The sequence below is a fragment of the Pseudomonas sp. SMSB3 genome (assembly GCF_052041965.1).
GTDB lineage: Bacteria > Pseudomonadota > Gammaproteobacteria > Pseudomonadales > Pseudomonadaceae > Aquipseudomonas.
Genome location: NZ_JBKGGV010000009.1, coordinates 133827 through 158438 on the forward strand (window position 1 = coordinate 133827; position 24612 = coordinate 158438).

At 60.2% G+C, this 24612-nt stretch carries 25 protein-coding genes; 11 read left to right on the forward strand and 14 right to left on the reverse strand.

Annotation, left to right across the window (positions count from 1 at the left end):
• Positions 1–50 precede the first annotated feature (50 nt).
• Positions 51–1247, reverse strand: coding sequence for a methionine gamma-lyase (locus ACLEJW_RS16095; protein ID WP_145188380.1), 1197 nt, complete (start codon positions 1245–1247; stop codon positions 51–53).
• A gap of 127 nt (positions 1248–1374) precedes the next feature.
• Here ACLEJW_RS16095 and ACLEJW_RS16100 point away from each other — a divergent pair, with 127 nt between their 5' ends.
• From ACLEJW_RS16100 to ACLEJW_RS16130, 7 genes are all read left to right on the forward strand, one after another.
• On the forward strand, positions 1375–1854 hold the full coding sequence (locus ACLEJW_RS16100; protein WP_145188383.1) for an Lrp/AsnC family transcriptional regulator: 480 nt from the start codon (positions 1375–1377) through the stop codon (positions 1852–1854).
• 114 nt (positions 1855–1968) lie between these two features.
• A complete protein-coding gene (locus ACLEJW_RS16105) occupies positions 1969–4332 on the forward strand; it encodes an S-type pyocin domain-containing protein (RefSeq protein ID WP_313301242.1) in 2364 nt (787 codons plus the stop codon).
• A complete protein-coding gene (locus ACLEJW_RS16110) occupies positions 4329–4589 on the forward strand; it encodes a bacteriocin immunity protein (protein ID WP_145188389.1) in 261 nt (86 codons plus the stop codon). The genes ACLEJW_RS16105 and ACLEJW_RS16110 overlap by 4 nt, the downstream gene beginning before the upstream one ends.
• 841 nt (positions 4590–5430) lie before the next feature.
• Positions 5431–5751: an S-type pyocin gene (locus ACLEJW_RS16115; RefSeq protein ID WP_145188396.1), complete on the forward strand. Its 321-nt coding sequence runs from the start codon at positions 5431–5433 to the stop codon at positions 5749–5751.
• Positions 5748–6011: a bacteriocin immunity protein gene (locus tag ACLEJW_RS16120; RefSeq protein ID WP_145188399.1), complete on the forward strand. Its 264-nt coding sequence runs from the start codon at positions 5748–5750 to the stop codon at positions 6009–6011. The genes ACLEJW_RS16115 and ACLEJW_RS16120 overlap by 4 nt, the downstream gene beginning before the upstream one ends.
• Entirely contained in the window at positions 6008–6190 is a 183-nt protein-coding gene (locus ACLEJW_RS16125) for a hypothetical protein (RefSeq protein WP_145188401.1), read from the forward strand. The genes ACLEJW_RS16120 and ACLEJW_RS16125 overlap by 4 nt, the downstream gene beginning before the upstream one ends.
• 72 nt (positions 6191–6262) lie before the next feature.
• Positions 6263–6922 carry an RES domain-containing protein gene (locus ACLEJW_RS16130; protein ID WP_313301303.1) on the forward strand — a complete coding sequence of 220 codons (660 nt, stop codon included), beginning with the start codon at positions 6263–6265 and terminating at the stop codon, positions 6920–6922.
• A 34-nt stretch (positions 6923–6956) separates the two neighbouring features.
• Here the strand turns inward: ACLEJW_RS16130 and ACLEJW_RS16135 are convergent, their stop codons facing one another.
• From ACLEJW_RS16135 to ACLEJW_RS16150, 4 genes are all read right to left on the reverse strand, one after another.
• Positions 6957–7589, reverse strand: coding sequence for a hypothetical protein (locus ACLEJW_RS16135; RefSeq protein WP_313301251.1), 633 nt, complete (start codon positions 7587–7589; stop codon positions 6957–6959).
• A 158-nt stretch (positions 7590–7747) separates the two neighbouring features.
• Entirely contained in the window at positions 7748–9649 is a 1902-nt protein-coding gene (gene cysN / locus ACLEJW_RS16140) for a sulfate adenylyltransferase subunit CysN (RefSeq protein ID WP_313457057.1), read from the reverse strand.
• A 15-nt stretch (positions 9650–9664) separates the two neighbouring features.
• On the reverse strand, positions 9665–10582 hold the full coding sequence (gene cysD / locus ACLEJW_RS16145) for a sulfate adenylyltransferase subunit CysD (RefSeq protein WP_283724765.1): 918 nt from the start codon (positions 10580–10582) through the stop codon (positions 9665–9667).
• Between the two features lie 171 nt (positions 10583–10753).
• Positions 10754–11512 (reverse strand): Nif3-like dinuclear metal center hexameric protein, encoded by a 759-nt coding sequence (locus ACLEJW_RS16150; protein WP_145188410.1) that lies wholly within the window; start codon positions 11510–11512, stop codon positions 10754–10756.
• Positions 11513–11680: 168 nt separating this feature from the next.
• On the opposite strand from ACLEJW_RS16150, the gene algW reads away from it, so the two are divergent.
• Positions 11681–12841: a Do family serine endopeptidase AlgW gene (gene algW / locus ACLEJW_RS16155; RefSeq protein WP_145188413.1), complete on the forward strand. Its 1161-nt coding sequence runs from the start codon at positions 11681–11683 to the stop codon at positions 12839–12841.
• Positions 12842–12873: 32 nt separating this feature from the next.
• Here algW and ACLEJW_RS16160 read toward each other — a convergent pair whose 3' ends face one another.
• The 4 genes from ACLEJW_RS16160 to ACLEJW_RS16175 form a co-directional block, all read right to left on the reverse strand.
• On the reverse strand, positions 12874–13638 hold the full coding sequence (locus ACLEJW_RS16160; RefSeq protein WP_313301259.1) for an amino acid ABC transporter ATP-binding protein: 765 nt from the start codon (positions 13636–13638) through the stop codon (positions 12874–12876).
• A gap of 10 nt (positions 13639–13648) precedes the next feature.
• Entirely contained in the window at positions 13649–14746 is a 1098-nt protein-coding gene (locus ACLEJW_RS16165; RefSeq protein ID WP_145188421.1) for an amino acid ABC transporter permease, read from the reverse strand.
• Between the two features lie 10 nt (positions 14747–14756).
• Positions 14757–15935, reverse strand: a complete 1179-nt coding sequence (locus ACLEJW_RS16170) for an amino acid ABC transporter permease (protein WP_145188424.1) — start codon at positions 15933–15935, stop codon at positions 14757–14759.
• Positions 15936–16002: 67 nt separating this feature from the next.
• Positions 16003–17031, reverse strand: a complete 1029-nt coding sequence (locus ACLEJW_RS16175; RefSeq protein WP_145188427.1) for an amino acid ABC transporter substrate-binding protein — start codon at positions 17029–17031, stop codon at positions 16003–16005.
• A 331-nt stretch (positions 17032–17362) separates the two neighbouring features.
• Here ACLEJW_RS16175 and ACLEJW_RS16180 point away from each other — a divergent pair, with 331 nt between their 5' ends.
• Positions 17363–18019, forward strand: coding sequence for an alpha/beta hydrolase (locus tag ACLEJW_RS16180; protein WP_313301267.1), 657 nt, complete (start codon positions 17363–17365; stop codon positions 18017–18019).
• Between the two features lie 99 nt (positions 18020–18118).
• On the forward strand, positions 18119–19582 hold the full coding sequence (gene rhlB, locus ACLEJW_RS16185) for an ATP-dependent RNA helicase RhlB (protein WP_313457066.1): 1464 nt from the start codon (positions 18119–18121) through the stop codon (positions 19580–19582).
• Here rhlB and moaE read toward each other — a convergent pair whose 3' ends face one another.
• The 5 genes from moaE to ACLEJW_RS16210 all read right to left on the reverse strand — a co-directional run bounded on the left by moaE (position 19583) and on the right by ACLEJW_RS16210 (position 23686).
• The gene (gene moaE / locus ACLEJW_RS16190; protein WP_145188435.1) at positions 19583–20029 is read right to left on the reverse strand and encodes a molybdopterin synthase catalytic subunit MoaE; all 447 of its coding nucleotides are present in this window, start codon (positions 20027–20029) and stop codon (positions 19583–19585) included.
• Between the two features lie 2 nt (positions 20030–20031).
• Complete coding sequence (locus ACLEJW_RS16195; RefSeq protein ID WP_313301273.1) at positions 20032–20277, reverse strand: MoaD/ThiS family protein; 246 nt, start codon at positions 20275–20277, stop codon at positions 20032–20034.
• Complete coding sequence (gene moaC / locus ACLEJW_RS16200) at positions 20277–20747, reverse strand: cyclic pyranopterin monophosphate synthase MoaC (RefSeq protein WP_440777890.1); 471 nt, start codon at positions 20745–20747, stop codon at positions 20277–20279. Before moaC ends, ACLEJW_RS16195 begins: the two co-directional genes overlap by 1 nt.
• 133 nt (positions 20748–20880) lie before the next feature.
• Positions 20881–22275: a PhoH family protein gene (locus ACLEJW_RS16205; RefSeq protein ID WP_145188441.1), complete on the reverse strand. Its 1395-nt coding sequence runs from the start codon at positions 22273–22275 to the stop codon at positions 20881–20883.
• A 274-nt stretch (positions 22276–22549) separates the two neighbouring features.
• On the reverse strand, positions 22550–23686 hold the full coding sequence (locus ACLEJW_RS16210; RefSeq protein ID WP_313457071.1) for a polysaccharide deacetylase family protein: 1137 nt from the start codon (positions 23684–23686) through the stop codon (positions 22550–22552).
• 136 nt (positions 23687–23822) lie between these two features.
• On the opposite strand from ACLEJW_RS16210, the gene yaaA reads away from it, so the two are divergent.
• Complete coding sequence (gene yaaA / locus ACLEJW_RS16215; protein ID WP_440777891.1) at positions 23823–24602, forward strand: peroxide stress protein YaaA; 780 nt, start codon at positions 23823–23825, stop codon at positions 24600–24602.
• Positions 24603–24612 lie beyond the last annotated feature (10 nt).

The window sequence follows — 24612 nt, forward strand, 5'->3', positions numbered from 1 at the left end:
ACAAGGCCTCGCATGAGGCCTTTTTCCTGGGCTGGATTTGACGCAGCTATTTAACTGCAAGCCTCCAGCGCCTGCTGCACATCAGCCACCAAATCATCCACATCCTCCAACCCCACCGACAACCGCACCAGCCCCTCGGAAATGCCGTGGTGCGCCCGCTCTTCAGGCGTATAGCTGGAATGGGTCATGCTCGCCGGATGCTGCGCCAGCGATTCGGCATCCCCCAGGCTCACCGCCCGGGCAAACAGTTGCAGCGCATTCATGAAGCGCCGCCCGGCCTCGATTCCGCCCTTGAGTTCGAAAGCGATCATCCCGCCCGGCAAGCGCATCTGCCGCTGCGCCAGTTCGTACTGGGCAAACGATGGTAGCCCCGGATACTGGATCAGCTCCACCTGTGGCTGGACCGCGAGAAACTCGGCAACCCGCTGGGCATTCGCGCAGTGGCGATCCATACGCAAAGCGAGTGTCTTGATGCCACGCATCAGCAGCGAGGCATCGTGCGGCGACAGCACAGCGCCCGTCATGTCCTTGAGGCCTTCAAGGCGAATCCGGTCCACCAGTGCCTTGCGTCCGATCACCAGCCCGGCCGTGATATCGCCGTGCCCACTGAGGTACTTGGTCGCCGAATGCACCACCAGGTCGGCCCCCTGCTCCAGCGGCCGCTGCAGGTAAGGCGTGCAATAGGTATTGTCGACCACGATATGCAGGTCATGCCCCCGCGACGCTTCAGCAACTGCCGCGATATCGACCAGTTGCATGTTCGGGTTGGCCGGGGTTTCGAAGTAGATCATCCGGGTTTTGGCGTTGATCGCAGCCTTCAAGGCCTTGGCGTCATTGAGGTCGACATGGCGCACCTTCACTCCGAACTCGCCGATGCCATGGTGCATGTAGGCAAAGGTGCAGCCATACACCGTGCGCCCGACGATCAGCTCATCACCGGGGCGCAGCAGGGTCCATAGCGTCGAGGTGATGGCCCCCATGCCTGAAGCCAACGCCAAGCCTGCCTCGCCTCCTTCCAGAGAAACCATGCGCTGCTCCAGCAAGGCTAGGGTCGGGTTGGAGATACGGCTGTAGAAGTGCCTGCCCTCCTCACCGGCAAAGCACGCCGCGCCGTATTCGACGCTGGGGAAGGCATAAGTTGCAGTCTGGTAAACCGGTGGCACCAAGGCACCGCCGTGGGAAAGCGGGTCGTAGCCATGATGGATGGCGCGGGTGGAAAAACCGGTGTTGTTATGGGAGTCGCGCATGGCAACAGCCTCTGGTGGTTTGTTATAAGCTTATGCCACCGAGCTGTCTGAATTTTTCCAAAATTGCCCACGCATTCGCGCCTGTTTTGGAAAGAAAACAACAAATACAACATCAGGAGGGCAAATCATGCCTTCAAGCCTCGACCGCACCGACCGCGCCCTGCTCGCCGCCCTCCAAGACAACGCCCGCCTGACCATTTCCGAACTTGCCGACCAGGTCGCACTGACCACCTCGCCGTGCTGGCGGCGGGTCAAGTTGCTGGAGGATAACGGCTATATCACCGGCTACCAGGCCATCTTGTCGCCCAAGTCGCTGGGGTTTGGGGTGACGGCGTTTGTCAGCATCATGATGGACTCGCATACCAAGGACATGGCGTTGACGTTCGAGCAGCGGCTGATGGAGATCCCCGAGATTGTTGCTTGCCACAACATCTCTGGACGGTATGACTTTCTGCTCGAGATTCTGGCGAGGGATCTGGAATCGTTTGGGGAATTTACCCGGGAAGTGCTGCAGCGGTTGCCGGGGGTGAAGGAGATTTATTCGAGTTTTTCCTACAAGGCGGTTAAGGAAAAACACGTTATTCCTGTTGCTGAAAAACACATCTGAAACAGATCATTCCAGTCAGTCGGAATACTCCTACTGATTGACGAGCAGCGCCTGACATACAGGAAAAACTGCCTGGAGCACGCTTTGCCATGTAGCGACCAGGAGGATGACTACATGGCTCAAAATGAAACTGTCAAATTTGGTGAACCCTTCCGTGATTCCCGCGGTGCGCTGAATCTGAATGAAGGCGTCTTGACGCGCGCGCAAGCCCCGGACCGAGTGTCTCTCAGCCCGTTGCCGCCATTGTCTGGGACCGGCTATGGCGGCTGGGGGCTTGATGCAGGGCGGCCTCGAGGTACTGGAGGGCCTAGCCCTTTCGCCCAGGAAAAAGGCTGGCGAACGGTTTTCGGCGAGGAGTTTACTGCCGTCAACAATATCAACGCCGATCAATATGCACCCGCTCTTGAACAACTTCCCGCGCAAATCAGCGCTGAACGCGCCGCCATCGAACAACAGGCAATCGCGGGAGCTGCGGGTCAGCCTGTCCAGCATCTGGGGCTACGCCAGCAACTGGCCACGACGAGCTTGCAACAAAGGCGCGCCGAGTATCTTCAAATCGTCCCCGTGGCAACCAGCTTCTACGGTGCCATTCCTTTTTATAAACGCTACGACTCCTTCGCCACCCGGTTGAATGACAATGGCGCATTCCCGATAGGCACCTCTGGCGAGGCATGGGGCCGACAGGTCTGGGAGACTTTCAACGCGTCTGTAGATGCCGCCTACCGCTTGCACATCGCAGCGCAGAAGTTTCACGCGTTGGCGGTGGACCTGCCTGAAATGGCTCGCCAGGTCGACGAGGCAGAAATTGCGCAACCTGCTGTCGACCTCCCCAAAGCCATCGAACGGCGGTATGGGCAAATTCTTCATGAACAGCAGATCTACTTCGACTGCCTGCCCAGCTTCCTGCAGCAGCAAGTGGCTCAATCCACCCCAACCCAGGAAACCGATACCCTCATCCAGCGCTTTTCGGCCTATGTGAACACTGCCAATGCGCTGATCGCAGCGAAGCAAGCCGAGATACCCGCTTTCAGTGACTCCAACCCGAACATCGTGGGGCCACTTTCCAAGCCTCAAACCGAGGCACTGCACGACCTCGTCAACGAACAGGCCACCCGCAGGGCCGGCGTGCTTTGGGCAGATTATCACCGGGCACTGGCGCTCACAGAGTCCATTCGCTATTTGCAGCAATTCAGCGCGTCCATGGCGAACCTCACCCAGCGAGCGATGGAAATGGAACAACTGCAGGCAAGGATTGCAGCCGAACATGCAGCTGCCGAGGAGGCTGCACGTCAGCAAGCAGAAGCAGCGCGAATAGCTACCGAAGAAGCCGCACGTCAGCAAGCAGAAGCTGAACGGATAGCTGCCGAAGAAGCGGCCCGGCGCCAAGCTGAGGCAGCACGCCAACGCATCAGTTACATCAACGACACCCACTCCGCTGCCTCTGCGACGACCGTCATTCCGATCGGGTTGGCGACCTTTGCTGCGGATGTCGCGTCGGTTGCTATTCGCGGAGCAATTATCGCAGCGGTAGGTCGATTGGCTACCACAACGGCCCCCTTGGCTGTAGCCATACTTTCGGCAGCCTGGCCTGCAACGCTGGGTAATTCGGAAAGGCGGTACCTGATCAGCACTCCTCTTTCCAGCCTTTCTCCACCAGACGGGCCTGACCTGGCCGCCCTCGCCCTTTCATCAGCCAGCGTGGACGTGCCTTATTTACTTGCTGGTAGTGAAGACGCAAACGACATCAGCTTGTACGTGGTTCCCGGCGGTAAGGCAGTCCCGGTAAGGGCCGCAACATTTGATGCTGAACGGCAAGTATACAGCCTCGCACTGGAGAACCCACAGCGCATCCTGACCTGGACACCCGCCAGCCCGCCCGGAGGTGGTGAAGGTAGCTCCACTAGCCTGCCACCCGCTCCGCCGGGCACGATTGTTTACACCGGCAGCAGCCTCAACCCTGTAAGCAACACGACGGAAAGCTATCCTGCACTGGATCTTCTCGATCAGGAACGGCTGATCATCACCTTCCCGATCGACTCGGGATTGCCGCCTATTCTGGTGGTGTTCAAGAGTCCGAGGTTTGAGGCTGGGACCTCGATTGGTCAAGGCGTGCAGGTTACAGAGACATGGCGCGCGCAGGCCGCCAGCCTTGAAGGTGCGCCAATTCCGTCTCAAATTGCCGATCTGCTCAGAGGTGTTGAATTCAGAAACTTTGATGCGTTCCGGCGACGCTTCTGGAAGTCTGTGGCTAACGATCCTGAGCTTTCTAAACAATTCAGTGAAAGGGACCTAGCGCGCATGAGGAAAAATGGAAATGCACCATTGGTGAATGACGAGGACATTTACATGAGCCAGATGACTTTCGCGATCCATCACGTGCTACCAATAAGTGAAGGCGGTGGTGTTTACGACATGAGCAATTTGAGAATCGTAACGCCAAGGGTGCATAACACCATCCATTATGGAGAAAAGCCATGATACTCAAGGAAAACCTAAGTGATTACACAGAGCAGGAATTCCTGGAGTTTCTAGCTGAAATCGACAGAGCAAACGAGGACGAGCCTGACGAGGTACTCACGCCTTTACTGCAGCATTTCAGAAAAGTAACTGAGCATCCTTCTGGAATAAATCTCCTTTACAGGCCAGCTACCCCGGAGGATGGTAATCCGGAGAAAATTGTAGAAATCATCAAGTCTTGGCGACTAGCCAGCGGGAAAAGCGGCTTTAAGTCATAGCCAACACATGCCCCGTTTTCACGGGGCATATCACTCCTTGACCAAGAATATTCCTACACGCTCATTAAAAAAATCTCACACCAAATGCAGCACGGTGAATATTTCCACCCCAAGCAACCAAAGCCATGATCTCGATATCTTTTTAAGAGAGAAACACTGACATGGCGTTCCACCTCCCCGAGCACATCGCAAACCCAGAACCTTGAAACGGCCGAAATTTTAGTTGTTAATACTTGCTTTCACCATGACGAAAGCTCCCGCAAGCGCAATCGACAGCAAAATTAGAAAACACGTAAGCCCCAACCATGGGCAAATTTTCCTACAACAACGATAGATCCCACCCACACTCAATACTCATATTTCCTATTGAAGAATTGGCCATAATTTCCAATGCACGGTAAGGGTCTACCCGACGGGCACAAAAACAATAAAAATGCCAAATAACCCCAAAAGGACGCTGTCACACGAGCACCATATGATACAGCTATTAGCAGTCGTTATTTTTGTATTGTTCGGATGCACAGGCGAAATGCCCCTACTGCTTCCCAACAGGCAAGAAATGAAATTTCAGTGTGACATGGACCCTTACAAACAAGGCTGCGAGTGGATGATGGACTATCAAGAGCACCGTCGCTGGATCAAGAAACCGACGACCTGAAGCCACGACATGCAGGTAATTCAAGACCCCACCGGCGGGTGGCATACTACGGCAATTGTTAAACCAGCAAGGAATAATCCTACAAAAACAGAAAAATCCTCACAATTCACATAGCACCACGAATATTTAACTACCGCGCAACTTAAGTGATGCTGCCAGCATCAACAGGAGGGAAACGCTGACATGGCATTACCACTACCCAACCACATCGCAAACAAGCTTGCTGAGCAAATCTTCAACAACTTCGACGATTTCTCGCAGGCTTTCTGGTTAGCAATCGCCGAAGACCCGATCTACTCCCAACAATTCGTTACCTCGCAACTCAACCGCATCAAGCAAGGCTGGCCACCCCGCGCGCCCTTTGGCGAAACCGCAAAAGGCGTACGCGACTATCAGATCTGCCACCTCGACCCACCCGCCTTTGGCGGTGCGATGTACGGCGCCGAAAACCTGCGGATCATGAGCGCCCTGCAGTACGCGCTGTCATCGGAGGTGAAGTGGTGATCAGTCAAAAACACTCCCTTGCCGATTACACCTGTGCCGAATTCAGGACGGTGGTTGAGGAATTGCTACAGGCGTCTGGAACCTCCGCCTGGCAGGATCGCTTGCTCGAACACTTTATCGACATGGCCGAACACCCGGACGGCTCCGACCTCCTCTACTACCCGGCAAACGAACTGGAGGGCTGCGCCGTGGGGGTGATCGCACGTATCATCGCCTGGCGAAAATCAAACGGACTTCACCTGTTCAAGGACGTGCAATGAAAAAGTCTGTATGGGTGTTGAAGCTGTTTCTGACCGGTTGTGTAGACGGCAAGTTCTTTCTTTTGCCCGATCAGCAGAACCAGAAGTTTTCCTGCGACATGGATCCTTACAAGCAGGGATGTGAACGCCAATGTGACTATGACCGGCACTTCAAGTCAGTCGAGGACAAGAAGAGCTAGGTAGGCCAGTCCGTTCATATGGCGCTATCTGCGAACACCACCGCGATTGCTCGGAGGCATTTCGTGAGCGGTATGGCGAAGCAGCCCGAAAATACAATCGCCAGGCAAGTGCTGGAATCACTGAGGCGTTATCCGGAACTGATACGCCAGATTCCCGTGGGTACAGTGCCACACCGCGTCCAGCCTTCCCTTTACGATACCAACCCCGCCAACTATCGTGCCAACTCCGACACCCGCCATGCCGATCCCGCCAAACATTTCGGTGTCTATTACCTCGGTCTTACCGAGGAAGTTGCCGTGGCCGAGTCCTTCCAGCCTGGCCAGGGTGTTGATGACCAGTCAGTTAATCTCTGGCGACTAAAGCAAACGTCACTGCATCGACTCAAGGCGGCGCGTGTATTGAACGTGATTGACGTGGCCGCATTGGCGAATAGAGCCACCCACCACAAAGTGCGCGATATCGTGCAGGCCAAGGGACAGGGGCGAGAAGGATATGCACTTACCAAAAAAATCAGCCAAGCGTGCATGAATGTCGGTGAGGTCGATGGCCAGCTCTATCAGTCAGCGGTCTACACCGTGACCGGGTCAATGGACGGGTGCAACCTTGTGTTGTTCGAGGGTCGTAGGCGCCAAGTCGAGGCGATCAGCCACCAGCTGGTAATGGAAGCACTGCTATTGAATGGGGAGACGGCTGTGGAATTCCTGGAGAGTCTGGGTGTAGTGCTGGAGTAAACACAAAAAAGCGGACCTCTCACGAGGCCCGCCTTCACTGTCCTGCCATCAACGCATTCCGGTAGTCACGCTTGATGATTTCCAGAGCGGCTGGATCATCCAGTACTTCAAACCGTGGCACTTCGTGGCTCGGCTCGCCTGGGTCGGAGTAATCCATTATGCCGACCAGGTGCTGAACGAGTGTGTTCATTGCTTCCGTATCAGCAGGATCAACATCAAGCGATGCAATCAATGCCTCAATGATTGACCTTGGTTTGTTTTCGACAAACTGAAACGACGGGTAGAACTTTCTGCGATTGCCGGTATTGGTGTAGGCCAGGAGCTTCCCCGCCTTGGTCTTCTGACTCAGTGCTTGCTTGGTAATGCCCAGGATTTCGCACGCTGCTTTGCCGTCAAGCAGCTCACAGCGGCTGTCTACCCGCTCAAAGGCGCGTGCCTTCATCCTGGCCACCGCTTCCTGGTTGCGCGTTGCAATACTGCGTTTCGCCTCAACCTCGACCTTGGCGAGCGCAGCAAAAGCCTTCTCGTCCGCAAGCGCCACTGCTTTGAGCACTACCGCAGCCGACGCTCGGGCAAGATGCTCCTCGAAGCGCTCCCGCAATGCAGCCTTGGCGGCCTCGATGCTTGCGAGCGCGGGATGAATGGCACCGTGGGTGACCGCACTCATAGACCCTCCTCAGGGCCTGAATAGCCCGTGTGCCCATAGGCTATGGCCGCTGCGAAAAGTCTGTCAACTTGTCAATTCGTCAAAATATAAAGCAACTATAGAAAATACCCACAAACAAAAAACCCCGCCGAAGCGGGGTTTATCAAAAGCATCAACGCTTAGATCGCGCCACGCTGGCGCAGCACATCCAGCACCTGCTTCACGCCTTCTTCAACACTCGTGCTCTGGGTATCGATCACGAGATCGGCATCCAGCGGCACATCGAACGGGAAGCCTTCGCCCGGGATGTTGTCACCACCGGCCGCGTACAGGCCCTGGGGGTCGCGTTCGCGGCAGACCAGCGGCGAGGCCTGCACGTAGACGGTGACCAGACGGTCCTTGCCGATCAACGCTTTGGCCTGTTCGCGGCCCTCGGCATCGGGGGCGACGAAAGCTGCCAGGGTCAGCAGGCCAGCTTCGTTGAACTGGCGCGCCACATGGGCGGCGCGGCGCCAGTTTTCGGTGCGGCCGGCGCGGTCCTGTGGCAGGCCTTTGTTCAGGTCGTGGCGCAGGTTCTGGCCGTCAAGCACGTATACCGCGCGGCCCATGTCGAACAGTTTGCGTTCGACTGCGTAGGCCAGGGTGCTCTTGCCAGCGCCAGACAGGCCGCTGAACAGTACGGTGGCCGGTTGCTGGCCAAAGCGCAGGGCGCGCTCCTCGGTCGACACATGGGCCTGCTTGCCATGCTGGCCAGTGCTGCCGTGGGGCAGTACCGGCGGCGCGATGATCATGCCGGCGCCGACAGTGCCGTTGGTCAAGCGGTCGATGACGATGAACGCACCGGTGGTGCGGTTGCTGTCGTAACCGTCCAGGGCGATGGCGCTGTCCAGCGACACGCTGACGCGGCCGATCTCGTTCAGTTGCAGCGCGCTGGCGGCGCCGCGCTCGAGGGTGTTGACATCGACCTTGTGGGTGATGCTGGCAATCGAGCCCGGCACATAGCTGGTGGCGCGCTTGATGTCGTATTTCTTGCCGGGGAGCATCGGCTCCTCGGCCATCCAAACCAGCATGGCATCGAACTGGTCGGTGACCGGCGGCACGTTATCGGCATGTACCAGCAGGTCGCCACGGGAGATGTCGATCTCGTCTTCCATGGTCAGGGTCACGGCCTGGCCAGGCCCTGCGTTTTCCAGTTCACCTTCGTAGGTAACGATGGATTTGACCCGGCTGCTCTTGCCCGACGGCAGCACGACCACTTCGTCACCTTTATGCACCACGCCGCTGGCGATGGTGCCGGCGAAGCCGCGGAAGTTCAGGTTCGGACGGTTGACGTACTGCACCGGGAAGCGCAGGTCGGTGAAGTTGCGGTCGGCGGAGACTTCGACGGTTTCAAGGATTTCCATCAGCGTCGGGCCGGCGTACCAAGGCGACTGCTCGCTGTGGTTGACCACGTTGTCGCCCTTGAGCGCCGACATCGGCACGAAATGCAGGCTGCTTGGCTTCAGGTTGATGGCGTCGGCGAACTTCAGGTAGTCGGCCTTGATCGACTCGAATACGCCTTCGTCGAAGCCTTTGAGGTCCATCTTGTTGACCGCAACCACGATGTGCTTGATGCCCAGCAACGAGGCGATGTAGCTGTGACGACGGGTCTGAGTCTGCACGCCGTAGCGGGCATCGACCAGGATGATCGCCAGGTCGCAGGTGGACGCGCCGGTGGCCATGTTGCGGGTGTACTGCTCGTGGCCGGGGGTGTCGGCGATGATGAACTTGCGCTTGGCGGTCGAGAAGTAGCGATAGGCGACATCGATAGTAATGCCCTGCTCGCGCTCGGCCTGCAAGCCGTCTACCAGCAGCGCCAGGTCGACTTCTTCGCCGGTGGTGCCGACTTTCTTCGAATCACGGGTGATGGCCTCGAGGTGGTCCTCGTAGATCATCTTCGAGTCGTGCAGCAGGCGCCCGATCAGGGTGCTCTTGCCATCGTCGACGTTGCCGCAGGTCAGGAAGCGCAGCAGTTCCTTGCGCTCGTGCTGGGCCAGGTAGGCGAGGATGTCCTCGCTGATCAGATCAGATTGGTGCGACATGGAGTAACCCTGAAATTAGAAGTAGCCTTGGCGTTTCTTGTCTTCCATGGAGCCGGCGCCATCGTGGTCGATGACACGGCCCTGGCGTTCGGACGTGCGGGTCAGGAGCATTTCCTGAATGATGTCCGTCAGGGTCTCGGCTTGCGACTCGACAGCGCCCGTGAGCGGGTAGCAGCCGAGGGTACGGAAACGTACCTTCTTCTTGACGATGCGCGCTTTTTCTTCCTCGGAGAGGTGCTCGAGGATGCGATCGTCGTCGATCATGATCAGGGTGCCGTTCTTCTCGATGACTTCACGCTCGGCGGCGAAGTACAGCGGCACGATCGGGATGCCTTCGAGGTAGATGTACTGCCAGATGTCCAGCTCGGTCCAGTTCGACAGCGGGAAGACGCGGATCGACTCGCCCTTGTTGACCTTGCCGTTGTAGACGTTCCACAGCTCCGGACGCTGGTTCTTCGGGTCCCAGCGGTGCTTGCTGTCGCGGAACGAGTAGACGCGTTCCTTGGCTCGCGACTTTTCTTCGTCGCGGCGCGCGCCACCGAAGGCGGCGTCGAAACCATGCTTGTCCAACGCCTGTTTCAGGCCCTGGGTCTTCATGATGTCGGTGTGCTTGGAGCTGCCATGGGTGAACGGGTTGATGCCCTGCGCCACACCTTCGGGGTTGACGTGGGTGATCAGCTCCAGGCCCATTTCCTCGACCATCTTGTCGCGGAAGCGGTACATTTCCTGGAATTTCCATTGGGTGTCGACGTGCATCACCGGGAACGGCAACTTGCCCGGGAAGAAGGCCTTGCGCGCCAGGTGCAGCATCACGGCGGAATCCTTGCCGATCGAGTACAGCATCACCGGGTTGTCGAACTCGGCGGCCACCTCGCGGATGATGTGGATGCTTTCCGCCTCCAGCTGTTTCAAGTGCGTCAGTTTGTCGACCATGGCTACTCACGTAAAACGATGTTATGGACGGCCTGCGGGCCGTGTTCGAGCGAGCCACTCTATCACAGCAGCTGCTTCTATTTAGGAGGCTAACTAGATCGAAAGCGTCTAACGATATGACTGCCGGTTTGGGCTTGGAGGACCTGTGCGGGCCGCGGTCCCCCGCCGAAATCAAATGGGATTGGGGCAGTCGATGAACAGGTGTTCCAAGGCAAAGCGCCGCGCCAGGTAGTCACCCAAGGCCTGCACCCCATAGCGCTCGGTGGCATGATGCCCGGCGGCGATGAAGCTGACGCCATTCTCGCGCGCGCTGTGGTAGGTCTGCTCGGATGCTTCGCCGGTCAGGTAGAGGTCGACCCCAGCGGCGATCGCCGTGTCGATGTAGCCCTGCCCGCCGCCGGTGCACCAGCCGACCCTGCGGATCATCGCCTGCCCTTCCACCAGCAGCGGTTCACGCCCCAGCACATCCTGCACCCGGCGGGCGAAGTCGCGCGCCGTCACCGGCTCGGCCAGCGAGCCGACCAGCCCCACCACCTTGGGGTTGTCCGCATCCAGTGGCCCTTCGACGGTGATATCCAGCTGCCGGGCCAACTGCACGTTGTTGCCGACTTCCGGATGCACGTCCAGCGGCAGGTGAAACGCCAGCAGGCTGATGTCGTTGTTCAGCAGAGTCTTCAGACGGCGCTGACGGATACCGGTGATGCAGGGGTTCTCGCCTTTCCAGAAGTAGCCATGGTGCACCAGGATCAGGTCGGCCTCGGCCTCGACCGCCGCATCGAGCAAGGCCTGGCTGGCGGTCACGCCGCTGACGATGCGGCTGACCTGCGGCCGGCCTTCGACCTGCAAGCCGTTGGGGCAGTAGTCTTGAATCCTGGCGCTAGCGAGGTAACGCTCGGCCTCCTCGACCAGGGTATTGAGCGCGACGGCCATGACGATCTCCTCGATTTCTGTACGTATAGCGGGCCCAACAGCGGGTCAACGCCCGTATAATGCCGGCCATTATGAGCCGTCGCCGGCAGCGGGGGAACCGGTGTATGATCGCGCGCGTTCATGGCCCCACTGCGGCCACAGGCCCCCGCTCCTTTCCAGGATTCGTTCATGTTCAAGGCGTTGCGTTATTTTGGCTGGCCCCTGCTTACCGGTGTTCTGATCGCCGTACTGATCATCCAGCGTTTTCCGCAATGGGTCGGCCTGCCCAGCCAGGATGTCAACCTGCAGCAAGCCCCGCAGACCACCAAGGTCATGCAGGGGCCGGTGTCCTACGCCGACGCCGTGACCCTCGCCGCACCGGCAGTGGTCAACCTGTATACCACCAAGGTGGTCAACAAAAGCGCGCATCCGCTGTTTGAGGACCCGCAGTTCCGGCGCTTCTTCGGTGACAACCTGCCCAAGCAACGGCGCTGGGAATCGAGCCTGGGCTCGGCGGTGATCATGAGCCCCGAGGGCTATCTGCTGACCAACAACCACGTCACCAGCGGCGCCGACCAGATCGTCGTGGCGCTCAAGGACGGTCGCGAAACCCTGGCGCGGGTGATCGGCAGCGATCCGGAAACCGATCTGGCGGTGCTCAAGATAGACCTGAAGAACCTGCCAGCGATCACCATTGGCCGCTCCGACAGCATTCATATCGGCGACGTGACTTTGGCCATTGGTAACCCCTTCGGCGTGGGCCAGACCGTGACCATGGGCATCATCAGCGCCACCGGGCGCAACCAGTTGGGCCTGAACAACTACGAAGACTTCATCCAGACCGACGCTGCGATCAACCCGGGCAACTCGGGCGGCGCCTTGGTCGATGCCAATGGCAACCTGGTCGGCATCAACACCGCGATCTTCTCCAAGTCCGGCGGCTCCCAGGGCATCGGCTTCGCCATTCCGGTGAAGCTCGCGCTGGAGGTGATGAAGTCGATCGTCGAGCATGGTCAGGTGATTCGTGGCTGGCTGGGCATCGAAGTGCAGCCGCTGAGTCAGGAGCTGGCCGAATCGTTCGGCATGCAAGGTCGCCCAGGCATCGTGGTGGCGGGGATTTTCCGCGATGGTCCGGCGCAGAAGGCCGGCCTGCAACTGGGCGACGTGATTCTGAGCATCAACGGCGAGCCCGCCGGTGACGGGCGCAAGTCGATGAACCAGGTGGCGCGGATCAAGCCCAACGAAAAGATCAGCATCGAGGTGATGCGCAATGGTCAGCAATTGAAGCTGATCGCCGAAGTCGGCTTGCGACCGCCGCCGGCACCGGTGGTGACCAAGGAAGAGAAGTAACAACCAGGGCCGCGCAAGCGGCCCTGGTTGCATCAGTGCAGAATCTGGCTGAGGAACAGCCGGGTCCGCTCGCTGCGTGGGCGGTCGAAGAAGTCATCGGGCGCTGCCTGCTCGACGATTTCCCCCTTGTCCATGAAGATCACCCGGTTCGCCACGGTCCGGGCAAAGCCCATTTCGTGGGTCACGCAGAGCATGGTCATGCCGTCCTCGGCCAGGCTGACCATGGTGTCGAGCACCTCCTTGACCATCTCCGGATCGAGCGCCGAGGTAGGCTCGTCGAACAGCATGATCTTTGGCTTCATGCACAACGCTCGGGCGATCGCCACACGTTGCTGCTGGCCGCCCGACAGCTGCCCGGGGAACTTGTGCGCCTGCTCCGGAATGCGCACTCGCTCCAGATAGTGCATGGCAATTTCCTCGGCCTGACGGCGCGGCATCTTGCGCACCCACATGGGCGCCAGGGTGCAGTTTTCCAGGATGCTCAGGTGCGGGAACAGGTTGAAATGCTGGAACACCATGCCAACCTCACGGCGGATCGCCTCGATCTGCTTGAGGTCGTTGGTCAACTCGACGCCATCGACCACGATACGCCCCTGCTGGTGTTCTTCCAGGCGGTTGAGGCAGCGAATGGTGGTCGACTTGCCCGAACCGGATGGCCCGCAGAGCACGATACGCTCACCCTGGCGCACGTTGAGGTTGATGTCCTTGAGCACATGGAATTGCCCGTACCACTTGTTGACACCCTGCATCTGGATAATGCCTTCCGGGCCAACAGGCTGCTTGATCGCTTCACTCATCTCGACACTCCTAACGCTTGTGGCCAGTGTCCAGCTTGCGCTCCAGATGCATGGAGTAGCGGGACATACCGAAACAGAAAATCCAGAACACCAGGGCGGCGAACACGTAGCCCTCGGTGGCCATGCCCAGCCAGGCCGGGTCGGCGGCAGCTTGCTTGACGCTGTTCAACAGGTCGAACAGGCCGATGATGATCACCAGACTGGTGTCCTTGAACAGGGCGATGAAGGTGTTGACGATGCCGGGGATCACCAGCTTGAGGGCTTGCGGCAGGATCACCAGGCCCATCGCCCGCCAATAACCCAGGCCCATGGCCGCGGCCGCTTCGTACTGGCCTTTGGGGATGGCCTGCAGGCCGCCGCGCACCACCTCGGCGATGTACGCCGACTGGAACAGAATCACCCCGATCATGGCCCGCAGCAGCTTGTCGAAGCTCATGCCTTCAGGCAGGAACAGCGGCAGCATCACCGATGACATGAACAGCACGGTGATCAGCGGTACGCCACGCCAGAACTCGATGAAGGTGACACAGACCACCTTCACCGCCGGCATTTTCGAGCGCCGCCCCAAGGCCAGCAGGATGCCCAGCGGCAAGGCGCCAACGATGCCCACGGTGGCGATCACCAAGGTCAGCATCAGGCCGCCCCACTGGCTGGTGGCAACGCTGCTCAGGCCCAGCACGCCACCGTGCAACAGGGTGTAGGCGACGATTGGGTACAGCACCAGCAGGCCCAGGCCATAGATCGCCTTGCGCGGGAAGCGCTTGATGAACAGCGGCGCGCCACCCAGTACCGCCAGCCACACGGTCAGGTCGACCCGCCAGCGCAATTCGGCAGGGTAATAGCCGTACATGAACTGGCCAAAGCGCTGCTGCACGAACACCCAGCAGGCGCCTTGCTTGGTGCAGTCGGCGCGTGTGCTGCCGACCCAGTTGGCGTCCAGCAACGCCCACTGCACCAGCGGCGGCACGATCAGCCACACCAGGTAAACCGCGAACAGGGTCAACAGGGTGTTGAGCCAGCTGGAGAACAGGTTTGCACGCATCCATGCGAGCACGCCGACGGTCTTCACCGGCGGCGGCATGTCAGGTTTGAAAACATGTGCATTCACGGGCGTATCCTCACCGCTCGATCAGCGCGATGCGCTTGTTGTACCAGTTCATCAGCAGCGAAATGCTGATGCTGATGGCGAGATAGACACTCATGGTGATGGCGATCACCTCGATGGCCTGGCCGGTCTGGTTGAGCACCGTCCCGGCGAACAGCGAAACCATCTCCGGGTAGCCGATGCCCGCCGCCAGCGACGAGTTCTTGGCCAGGTTCAGGTATTGGCTGGTCAACGGCGGAATGATCACCCGCAGGGCCTGCGGGATGATCACCTTGCGCAGGGTCGGGCCTTCGCGCAGGCCGAGCGAGCGCGCAGCTTCGGTCTGCCCATGGCTGACCGAGCGAATCCCGGAGCGCACGATCTCGGCGATGAACGCAGCGGTGTAGATGGTCAAGGCCAGGGTCAGCGCCAGCAGCTCAGGTATCAGCACCCAGCCACCGACGAAGTTGAAGCCCTTGAGCTGCGGCACCTGCCAATGCACCGGGCTGCCGAACAGCAGCACGCAGGCCCCGGGGATGCCGATCAGCAAGGCCAGGCCCAGCCAGAACTTGTGCAGCGGCTGCCCAGTGGCGTCGAAGCGCCGGTTGGCGTAGCGGACCATGGCCACGATGGCCAGCAGCGCCACGGCAACGGCCACCACGAACGGCCAGAAGCCTTCGGCCATCGAGGCTCCGGGGATGTTCAGGCCGCGGTTGCTGATGAACACCATGTCGTCGATGTTGATGCTGCCCCGTGGTCCTGGCAGGGTCAGGAACACGGCGAAGTACCAGAACAGGATCTGCAGCAAGGGCGGGATATTGCGGAAGGTCTCGACATACACCGCCGCCAGTTTGCTGATCATCCAGTTCGGCGACAGCCGCGCCACGCCGATGACGAAGCCCAGTACGGTGGCCAGGATCACGCCGATCAAGGTCACCAGCAGGGTATTGAGCAGGCCGATGACGAACACCCGCGCATAGCTGTCGGATTCGACGTAGGGGATCAGGTGCTGGGCAATGCCGAAGCCTGCGCTGCGCTCGAGAAAGTCGAAGCCCGAGGTGATGCCCCGGTGTTGCAGGTTGGTCTGGGTGTTGTGGAACAGGTACCAGCCCAGACCCACCACCAGGACCACGGTGAGGATCTGGAACAGCCACGCGCGCACACGTGGATCGCTCAGGGACAGGCCCCTTTGTGCGCCGATTCGATTTTGCATGAAGTGCCCCGGAAAGTAGGGTTCCGAACGACCTGCGGCGGCCGAATGCCGCCGCAGGGTGCAGCCATCAGCGCACCGGTGGCGCGTACTGGATGCCGCCGTTGTTCCACAGGGCGTTCATGCCACGGTCGATCTTCAGGTCGGTGCTCTGGCCCAGGTTCTTCTCGAACACTTCGCCATAGTTGCCGACTTGCTTGACGATCTGCACCACCCAGTCCTTGGGCAGCTTCAGGTCCTTGCCGTACTCACCGTCGCCACCGAGCAGGCGGGCGACATCCGGGTTCTTGGTCGCCTTGGCTTCAGCCTCGACGTTCTTCGAGGTGATGCCGGCCTCTTCGGCGTTGAGCATGGCGAACAAGGTCCATTTGACGATGCTGAACCATTCCTCGTCGCCCTTGCGCACCACCGGGCCCAGCGGTTCCTTGGAGATGGTTTCCGGCAGCACCACGTACTCGGTCGGTGCGGCCAGCTTGGAGCGCTGCGCGAACAGCTGGGACTTGTCCGAGGTCAGTACGTCGCAACGGCCAGATTCCAGGGACTTGGCGCTCTCGTCCGAGGTATCGAAGGTGATCGGGGTGTATTTCAGGCCATTGGCGCGGAAGAAGTCCGACACGTTCAGTTCGGTGGTGGTACCGGCCTGGATACAGATGGTCGCACCATCGAGTTCCTTGGCGCTGGAGACGCCAAGCTTCTTGTTGACCAAGAAGCCCACGCCGTCATAGTAGGTGACGCCGGCGAACACCAGGCCCATGCCGGCATCGCGCGAGCTGGTCCAGGTGGTATTGCGCGACAGCACATCGACCTCGCCTGACTGCAGCGCGGTGAAGCGCTCCTTGGCGTTGAGCTGGCTGAACTTGACCTTGCTGGCGTCACCGAACACGGCCGCTGCGACTGCGCGGCAGACATCGGCGTCGATACCGACGATCTTGCCTTGTGCATCCGGTACCGAGAAGCCTGGCAAGCCATCGCTCACGCCACACTGGACGAAGCCCTTCTTTTTCACCGCATCGAGGGTGGCACCGGCCTGGGCAGTGCTCACGGCGCCCAATGCGGCGGCAGCGGTCAGGACTGCCAGGGTGGTTTTCAACATCTTCATTCACAACCTCCAAATCGCTCTTGTTGTACGAGCCGGAATTGCACCGCACCCTTATGAGGCGCATCCGACCCTTGTTGGCTTGTTATTGGGTCAATTGGCGCAATGGGCTGTTCTGTGACAGCCTTCGCGTGCAAAGGGTGTTACCGTCACGGCCTGCCTTTTGCATCGGTTGAAGAATTGCAAAGCGCGTACCAGAGTTGTCGGCTGTAGCGTTTAAGCGATCGTCAAGTAGCTAAAGTTGTATCGTTGCGACATTCTTTTACTGACAATCATTTGCTACGCCTTTTTTCAACGCACGCTTGTGCTACACCCGCACTATTTCGGAGCAGTCATGACCAACCCGCTGATTCTCGAACCACAGAAAACCGCAGACGCTTGTGTGATCTGGTTGCATGGTTTGGGCGCCGACCGTTACGACTTCCTACCCGTGGCTGAATTCATGCAGGAACGCCTGCCCAGTACCCGCTTCGTGATGCCCCAGGCGCCGACCCGTCCGGTCACCATCAACGGTGGCTACGCGATGCCCAGTTGGTACGACATCAAGGCCATGACGCCGGCGCGCGCCATCGACGAAGCACAGCTCGACGCCTCGGCCGAGCAGGTCATCGAGCTGATCAAGGCCGAGCAGGCCAAGGGCATCGACTTGTCACGGATCGTCCTGGCCGGGTTCTCGCAAGGCGGCGCGGTGGTGCTGCACACAGCCTATATAAAGTGGCAGGAAGCCCTCGGCGGCGTGATTGCGCTGTCCACCTACGCTCCGACCTTCGCTGACGATCATCAGTTGAGCGCCTGCCAGCAACGCACCCCGGCGCTGTGCCTGCATGGCGTGCACGATCCGGTGGTGATCCCGTCCATGGGCCGCACCGCCTTCGAGTACCTCAATACCTGGGGCGTGGCCGCCCGCTGGCACGAATATCCGATGGAGCATGAAGTGGTGGTCGAGGAGCTGAGCGACATCCACGACTGGCTGAGCAAGCAGTTGCAATAAGACCAGCCCGCCCCTGGCTGGGCGTTTTCCGCTACGCCGTGCGGATGTCTTGCATTACACTGCCCGGCGTACATTCCTTAATCAGTTGATGAGAAGATCGTGCTCAAGGCACTCAAGAAACTATTCGGCAAACCAGACGCCGCGCCCACTGCGCCCGCGCCTGCTGCCAGCGTCACGCCCGCCGCGCCCGCGCCAAGCGCACCGGCCCGGCCGCAACCGAAAGCGCCAGCGCCTCGGCAACCTGCCATCGCCAAGCCCACTGCAAGCGCCGAGCCTGCGGCAGCAGCCAGCAAGCCTGCCAAGGACAAGCCGCGCCGCGAACGCAAACCCAAACCCCAGGCCAGCCTGTGGAAGCCGGAAGACTTCGTGGTCGAGCCGCAGGAAGGCAAGACCCGCTTCCACGACTTCAAGCTCTCCAACGAGCTGATGCATGCCATTCACGACTTGGGCTTCCCCTACTGCACGCCGATCCAGGCGCAGGTGCTGGGCTTCACCCTGCGCGGCCAGGACGCCATCGGCCGGGCGCAGACCGGCACCGGCAAGACCGCGGCGTTTCTGATTTCGATCATTTCCCAGTTGCAGCAGACGCCACCGCCCAAGGAGCGCTACATGGGCGAGCCACGGGCACTGATCATCGCCCCAACGCGCGAGTTGGTGGTGCAGATCGCCAAGGACGCTGCCGCCCTGACCAAGTACACCGGCCTGAACGTCATGAGCTTTGTAGGCGGCATGGACTTCGACAAGCAGCTCAAGGCCCTGGAGGCGCGGCACTGCGACATCCTGGTGGCCACGCCGGGCCGCTTGCTGGACTTCAACCAGCGCGGCGAGGTGCACCTGGACATGGTCGAGGTCATGGTGCTCGACGAAGCTGACCGCATGCTCGACATGGGTTTCATCCCGCAAGTGCGGCAGATCATCCGCCAGACCCCGCCCAAGAGCGAACGCCAGACCCTGCTGTTCTCCGCCACCTTCACAGACGATGTGATGAACCTGGCCAAGCAGTGGACGACCGACCCGGCAATCGTCGAGATCGAGCCGGAGAACGTCGCCAGCGAGACGGTCGAGCAGCACGTGTATGCGGTGGCCGGCAGCGACAAGTACAAGCTGCTGTACAACCTGGTGACCCAGAACCAGTGGGAACGGGTCATGGTCTTCGCCAACCGCAAGGACGAGGTGCGGCGCATCGAGGAAAAACTGGTGCGCGACGGCATCAACGCCGCCCAGCTCTCGGGCGATGTGCCTCAGCACAAACGTATTCGTACCCTGGAGAACTTCCGCGAAGGGCGCATCACCGTGCTGGTGGCAACCGACGTGGCTGGGCGCGGGATCCACATCGATGGCATCAGCCACGTGATCAACTTCACCCTGCCAGAAGATCCGGACGACTACGTGCACCGCATCGGTCGTACCGGCCGCGCCGGTACCAATGGCGTGTCGATCAGCTTCGCCGGGGAGGATGACTCCTACCAGTTGCCAGCGATCGAAGCGCTGTTGGGGCGCAAGATCAAGTGTGAGATGCCACCGGATGAGTTGCTCAAACCAGTGCCGCGCAAGCCGCACTGATTACCAGCGCCCGGCAGCATCCTGGTCGCTCTGCCTGCCTTCGACCCAGCGCGGCCCTTCCTGGGTGTTTTCCTTCTTCCAGAACGGCGCGCGGGTTTTCAGGTAATCCATGATGAAGTTGCAGGCATCGAACGCTGCTTGCCGATGGGCACTGGCCACACCCACGAAGACGATCGGCTCGCCTGGCTCGAGCGCGCCGATGCGGTGCAGTACCTCGACCTTGAGCAGTGGCCAGCGCTGCTCGGCCTCGACGACGATCTTGCCCAGGGCTTTCTCGGTCATGCCGGGGTAGTGTTCGAGGAACATGCCGGCGACGTCGCGCCCGTCATTGAAGTCGCGCACGTAGCCGACGAACCCCACCACCGCGCCGACCCCGACATTCGCCGCATGCATGGCGTTGACCTCGGCGCCTGGATCGAAAGCGCTTTGCTGTACGCGTACCGCCATGCTCAGCCTCCTGTCACAGGTGGAAAGAATGCCACTTCATCGCCGTCCTGCACCGGCTCATCCAGGCGGCACAGGTCTTCATTGCGCGCACACATCAGGTTGTGTTCTGCCAGCACCGCGTAGTCCCCGCCTTTGCCGACAAGCGCCTGACGGACATCGTCCAGCACGCTGAACCGACCTTCCAGCTGTTCGGCATCCAGCCCCAGTCGCTCGCGGTAACGGGCGAAATACATGACCTTGATCTTCATCACGCCTGCACCTTGTAGTGGCCACTCTTGCCGCCGAGCTTTTCCAGCAGGCGCACCTGCTCAATGAGCATGCCCTTGTCCACGGCCTTGCACATGTCGTAGAGCGTCAGCGCGGCGACGCTGGCGGCGGTCAGCGCTTCCATCTCCACCCCGGTCTGCCCGGCCAGCTTGCAACGGGCCACGATGTGTACCGAATCTTCGCCTTGGGCGCTCAATTCGACTTTCACGCTGGTCAGCATCAGCGGGTGGCACAACGGGATCAGGTCGCTGGTCTTCTTCGCCGCGTGGATGCCGGCGATACGTGCTACCGCGAACACATCGCCCTTGGGGTGTTGACCGTCGACGATCATTTGCAAGGTCTGCGGCAACATGCGCACCCGCGCTTCTGCCACCGCTTCGCGCTCGGTCACGGCTTTTTCAGTGACGTCGACCATGTTGGCGCGCCCCTGGGAATCAAGATGTGTCAGCACTGCTCTGCTCCTGTGAAGGGAACAGAGAGTGTAAACCCGTGGGTCAGCTTTGCGCAGTGGATTGTGTTATGGAGAGGCGACCTTGCCGGCGTATCGAACCGGCAAGGTGGCTTACACAGGATCTTCCAAGGGCTTACATGTGCGACTCGGCGTATTCGGCCAGAACCGACCGCGGTACACCTTGCAGCGTGATGTGCACGCCGTGGGGGAAGTCCTTGAAGCGCTCGGTCAGGTAAGTCAGGCCGGAGCTGGTCGCGGACAGGTAGGGGGTATCGATCTGCGCCAGGTTACCCAGGCACACCACCTTGGAGCCAGCGCCGGCACGGGTGATGATGGTCTTCATCTGGTGCGGCGTGAGGTTCTGGCATTCGTCGATGAGGATCAGGCTCTGCTGGAAGCTGCGCCCGCGGATGTAGTTCAGCGACTTGAACTGCAAGGGCACACGTTCAAGGATGTACTCGACGCTGCCATGGGTGCTTTCGTCATCCATGTGCAGGGCTTCGAGGTTGTCGGTGATCGCGCCCAGCCAAGGTTCCATCTTCTCGGCCTCGGTACCCGGCAGGAAGCCGATCTCCTGGTCCAGCCCCTGCACGCTGCGGGTGGCGATGATGCGCCGGTAGCGCTTGCTGACCATGGTCTGCTCGATGGCTGCAGCCAGGGCCAGAATGGTCTTGCCGGAACCTGCGGCGCCGGTGAGGTTGACCAAATGGATATCGGGGTCGAGCAAGGCGAACAGCGCCAGGCTCTGGTGGATGTCGCGCGGCTTCAAGCCCCAGGCTTCCTGGTGCAGCAGCGGTTCCTGGTGCAGGTCGAGCAGCAGCAGCTCATCGTTGCGCATGCCCTTGACCCAGCCGACGAAGCCTTGCTCATCGATGATGAATTCATTGATGTGCACCGCCGGCAGGCTTTCACTCATCTGCACCCGGTGCCAGGTACGACCGCGCTCCTGACGCGTTTCGACCTTGCTGACGCGGTCCCAGAACGAGCCGGTGACCGAGTGATAGCCCTTGGACAGTAGCGAAACGTCATCGACCAGCTGGTCGGTGCTGTAGTCCTCGGCAGCAATGCCACAGGCGCGCGCCTTCAGGCGCATGTTGATGTCTTTGGTGACCAGCACCACGTCCAGGTCGGTGCGCCGGGCGCGGACCTCGAGCAGTTGGTTGATGATGATGTTGTCGTTGAGGGTTTCGGGCAGCAGCTTGTTCGGTTCGTTGCGCGGGGTCATCAGGATCGACAAAAAGCCCTTGGGCCCACTCTTGCCGCGCTGGATCGGCACGCCCTGTTCGACTGCGCTGGGCGAGGCATCGCCCAAGGTCTGGTCGATCAAGCGAATGGCCTGGCGGCATTCGGCAGCGATGGACTGTTTACCGGTCTTGAGCTTGTCGAGTTCCTCCAGCACCGTCATGGGCAGGGCGACGTGGTGCTCCTCGAAGTTGAGCAATGCGTTGGGGTCGTGAATCAGGACGTTGGTATCGAGCACATAGAGGATTGGCTTGCTGGAGGAAGGGGTGCGTCCTTGGTCATCCATACTCGGTCACCTTATGTCGAAGCCACACGGCACGCGCTGTGGCGCGCCGCAGAGTGACGACCGTTCTCCCCGTATCCGCGTTGCTACGGGCGGGAAGCGAACCTGGCAAGGTGGGCCTGGATGACGCCACCTGTGCTGCAGGAATCGGCTGTCTGGTTTCTTCATACCGCAAAAACCATGACCGGAAAAAGCACTTTTACGTATTTTTGAAGTTTATTTTTCCGATTGACGAAGCGCCCTTGGCGATCGCTCGATCGCAGACTACAGTCAGAAGTCATACCCCCGATTCACCTGCCGCATAATCGTGGCAATCCTCCCAACCGAGTCCGCTTTGCGCGGTGTGCTGCAGCAGCCATTGCAGCGCTGGCTGAGCCTTTGGCAGGCTGTCGTGAAACTGGATGACGCCTTTGCGCCACAGCAGCATCAAGGTCACGACACGCTGGGCAGATGCCTCGGCCGTCAGCGCAGTATCGTCCTGAGCATCGATGTCCCACAGCGATACGCTGAGCTGCTGGCTGGCCATGAACGCTTCGCCATCGGCGCGGCGCTGACCGTAAGGTGGACGAAACAGCGGCACGTATTGCCCGGGCAGGTCCGCCTGGACTCGCGCCTGGGCACGTTTGATCGAGTCCTGCCAGCCCTGCCACTGGGCATGCGAGCGGTATTCCCAGCCTTGTATGCCAACACACTGGCCGGCATACAGCCGTGCCAAGCTGCCGGCCGGCGTAGCATCGCGGCGCTGCTGCAGGCGGCTGCCCAGCACGAAGAAGGTGCCTTGCAGGCGCTGCTTGCGCAGGTAGGCTGTCAAGGCGTCGACAGGGCTGCCCTCAGGCCCGGGACCTCCGGCGAAGGTCAGCAAGAACATCCGATCGTTCAATTCGTCGCCGCTGCGCTCACCACTGGACAGGCGCTCGATCTCGCTGCTGGTCTGCGGCAACAACGCGGCCTTGCGCAGTTGCTCATCGAGGTAGCGCACATGGAACTGATAGCTTGGCTCGACCCAGCCTGTGTAGAAGGTGCCAACATCGCTGGCGAACGTCGCAGCCTTGCTGCGCAATTCACTCATGGACTCGACCAGATAGCAGAATGACGCATCCTGCTCGCAACTGCGCTGGGCCTGTTGATAACCCTGCCACAGGCGCTGCCACATCTGCGCGCGCACCGCGCGGATCTTCTGCAGGTTGATCTGGCGCAGGCCCAGGCGCGCGCCCAGGGCAGCGTCGTCGAGCAGCTCGCTTTCGTGCAGCACGCGGGCAAACGACAGGATCTCCGCCCGCGAGGCAACATCGAACAAGGGCGGGCTGTCGAGCTGTTCAGGCCACTGGCTGCGGTCGAGGCTGGCCGGCGGCATGGGCGCAGCCTGGGCGGCCAGGCCCAGCAACATGGCAAGCAACGCGGCGACGATGCGCATGAGCGATCCCTGGGTGACGGCAAAGCGCGCACTATAGCGCCTGCCTGGCCTATGGTCTGTGACTATCGTCGTCATAGTTTGGACTTGTCCTCCCTACCCCGTAGAATTGCCGGCAACGTTTCCTGGAGCCGACCCGATGCTGACGGTGATTTCCCCCGCCAAGACCCTCGATTACGAAACCCCCGCGGTTACCGAGCGGTTCACCCTGCCGCAATACCTGGACGACTCCCAGCAGCTGATCGGCCAATTGCGCGAGCTTTCGCCGGCGCAGATCAGCGAACTGATGCACCTCTCCGACAAGCTCGCTGGCCTCAATGCTGCGCGTTTCGGCAGCTGGAGACCACAGTTCACGCCGGCCAACGCGAAGCAAGCCTTGCTCGCCTTCAAAGGCGATGTGTACACCGGCCTCGACGCCCAAAGCCTCAGTGAAGACGACTTCAGCTACGCCCAGGATCACCTGCGCATGCTCTCTGGCCTGTACGGCCTGCTGCGCCCACTCGACCTGATGCAGCCGTATCGCCTGGAGATGGGCACCAAGCTGGCCAATGCGCGCGGCAAGGACCTGTACGCCTTCTGGGGCACGCGTATCAGCGAATGGCTGAACCAGGCGCTGGCCGACCAGGGCGACGATGTCTTGCTCAACCTGGCCAGCAACGAGTACTTCAGTGCGGTCAAACGCAGCGCCCTCAAGGCCCGGGTGATCAATGTCGACTTCAAGGACCAGAAGAACGGCCAGTACAAGATCATCAGCTTCTACGCCAAGAAAGCCCGCGGCATGATGAGCCGTTTCGTCATCCAGGAACGGGTCAACGATCCCGAGCAGCTCAAGGCCTTCGATGTGCAGGGCTATTACTACAGCGCCGAACAGTCCAAGGCCGATCACCTGGTGTTCCTGCGCGATCACCCGGACGACTGAGCCGAGCACA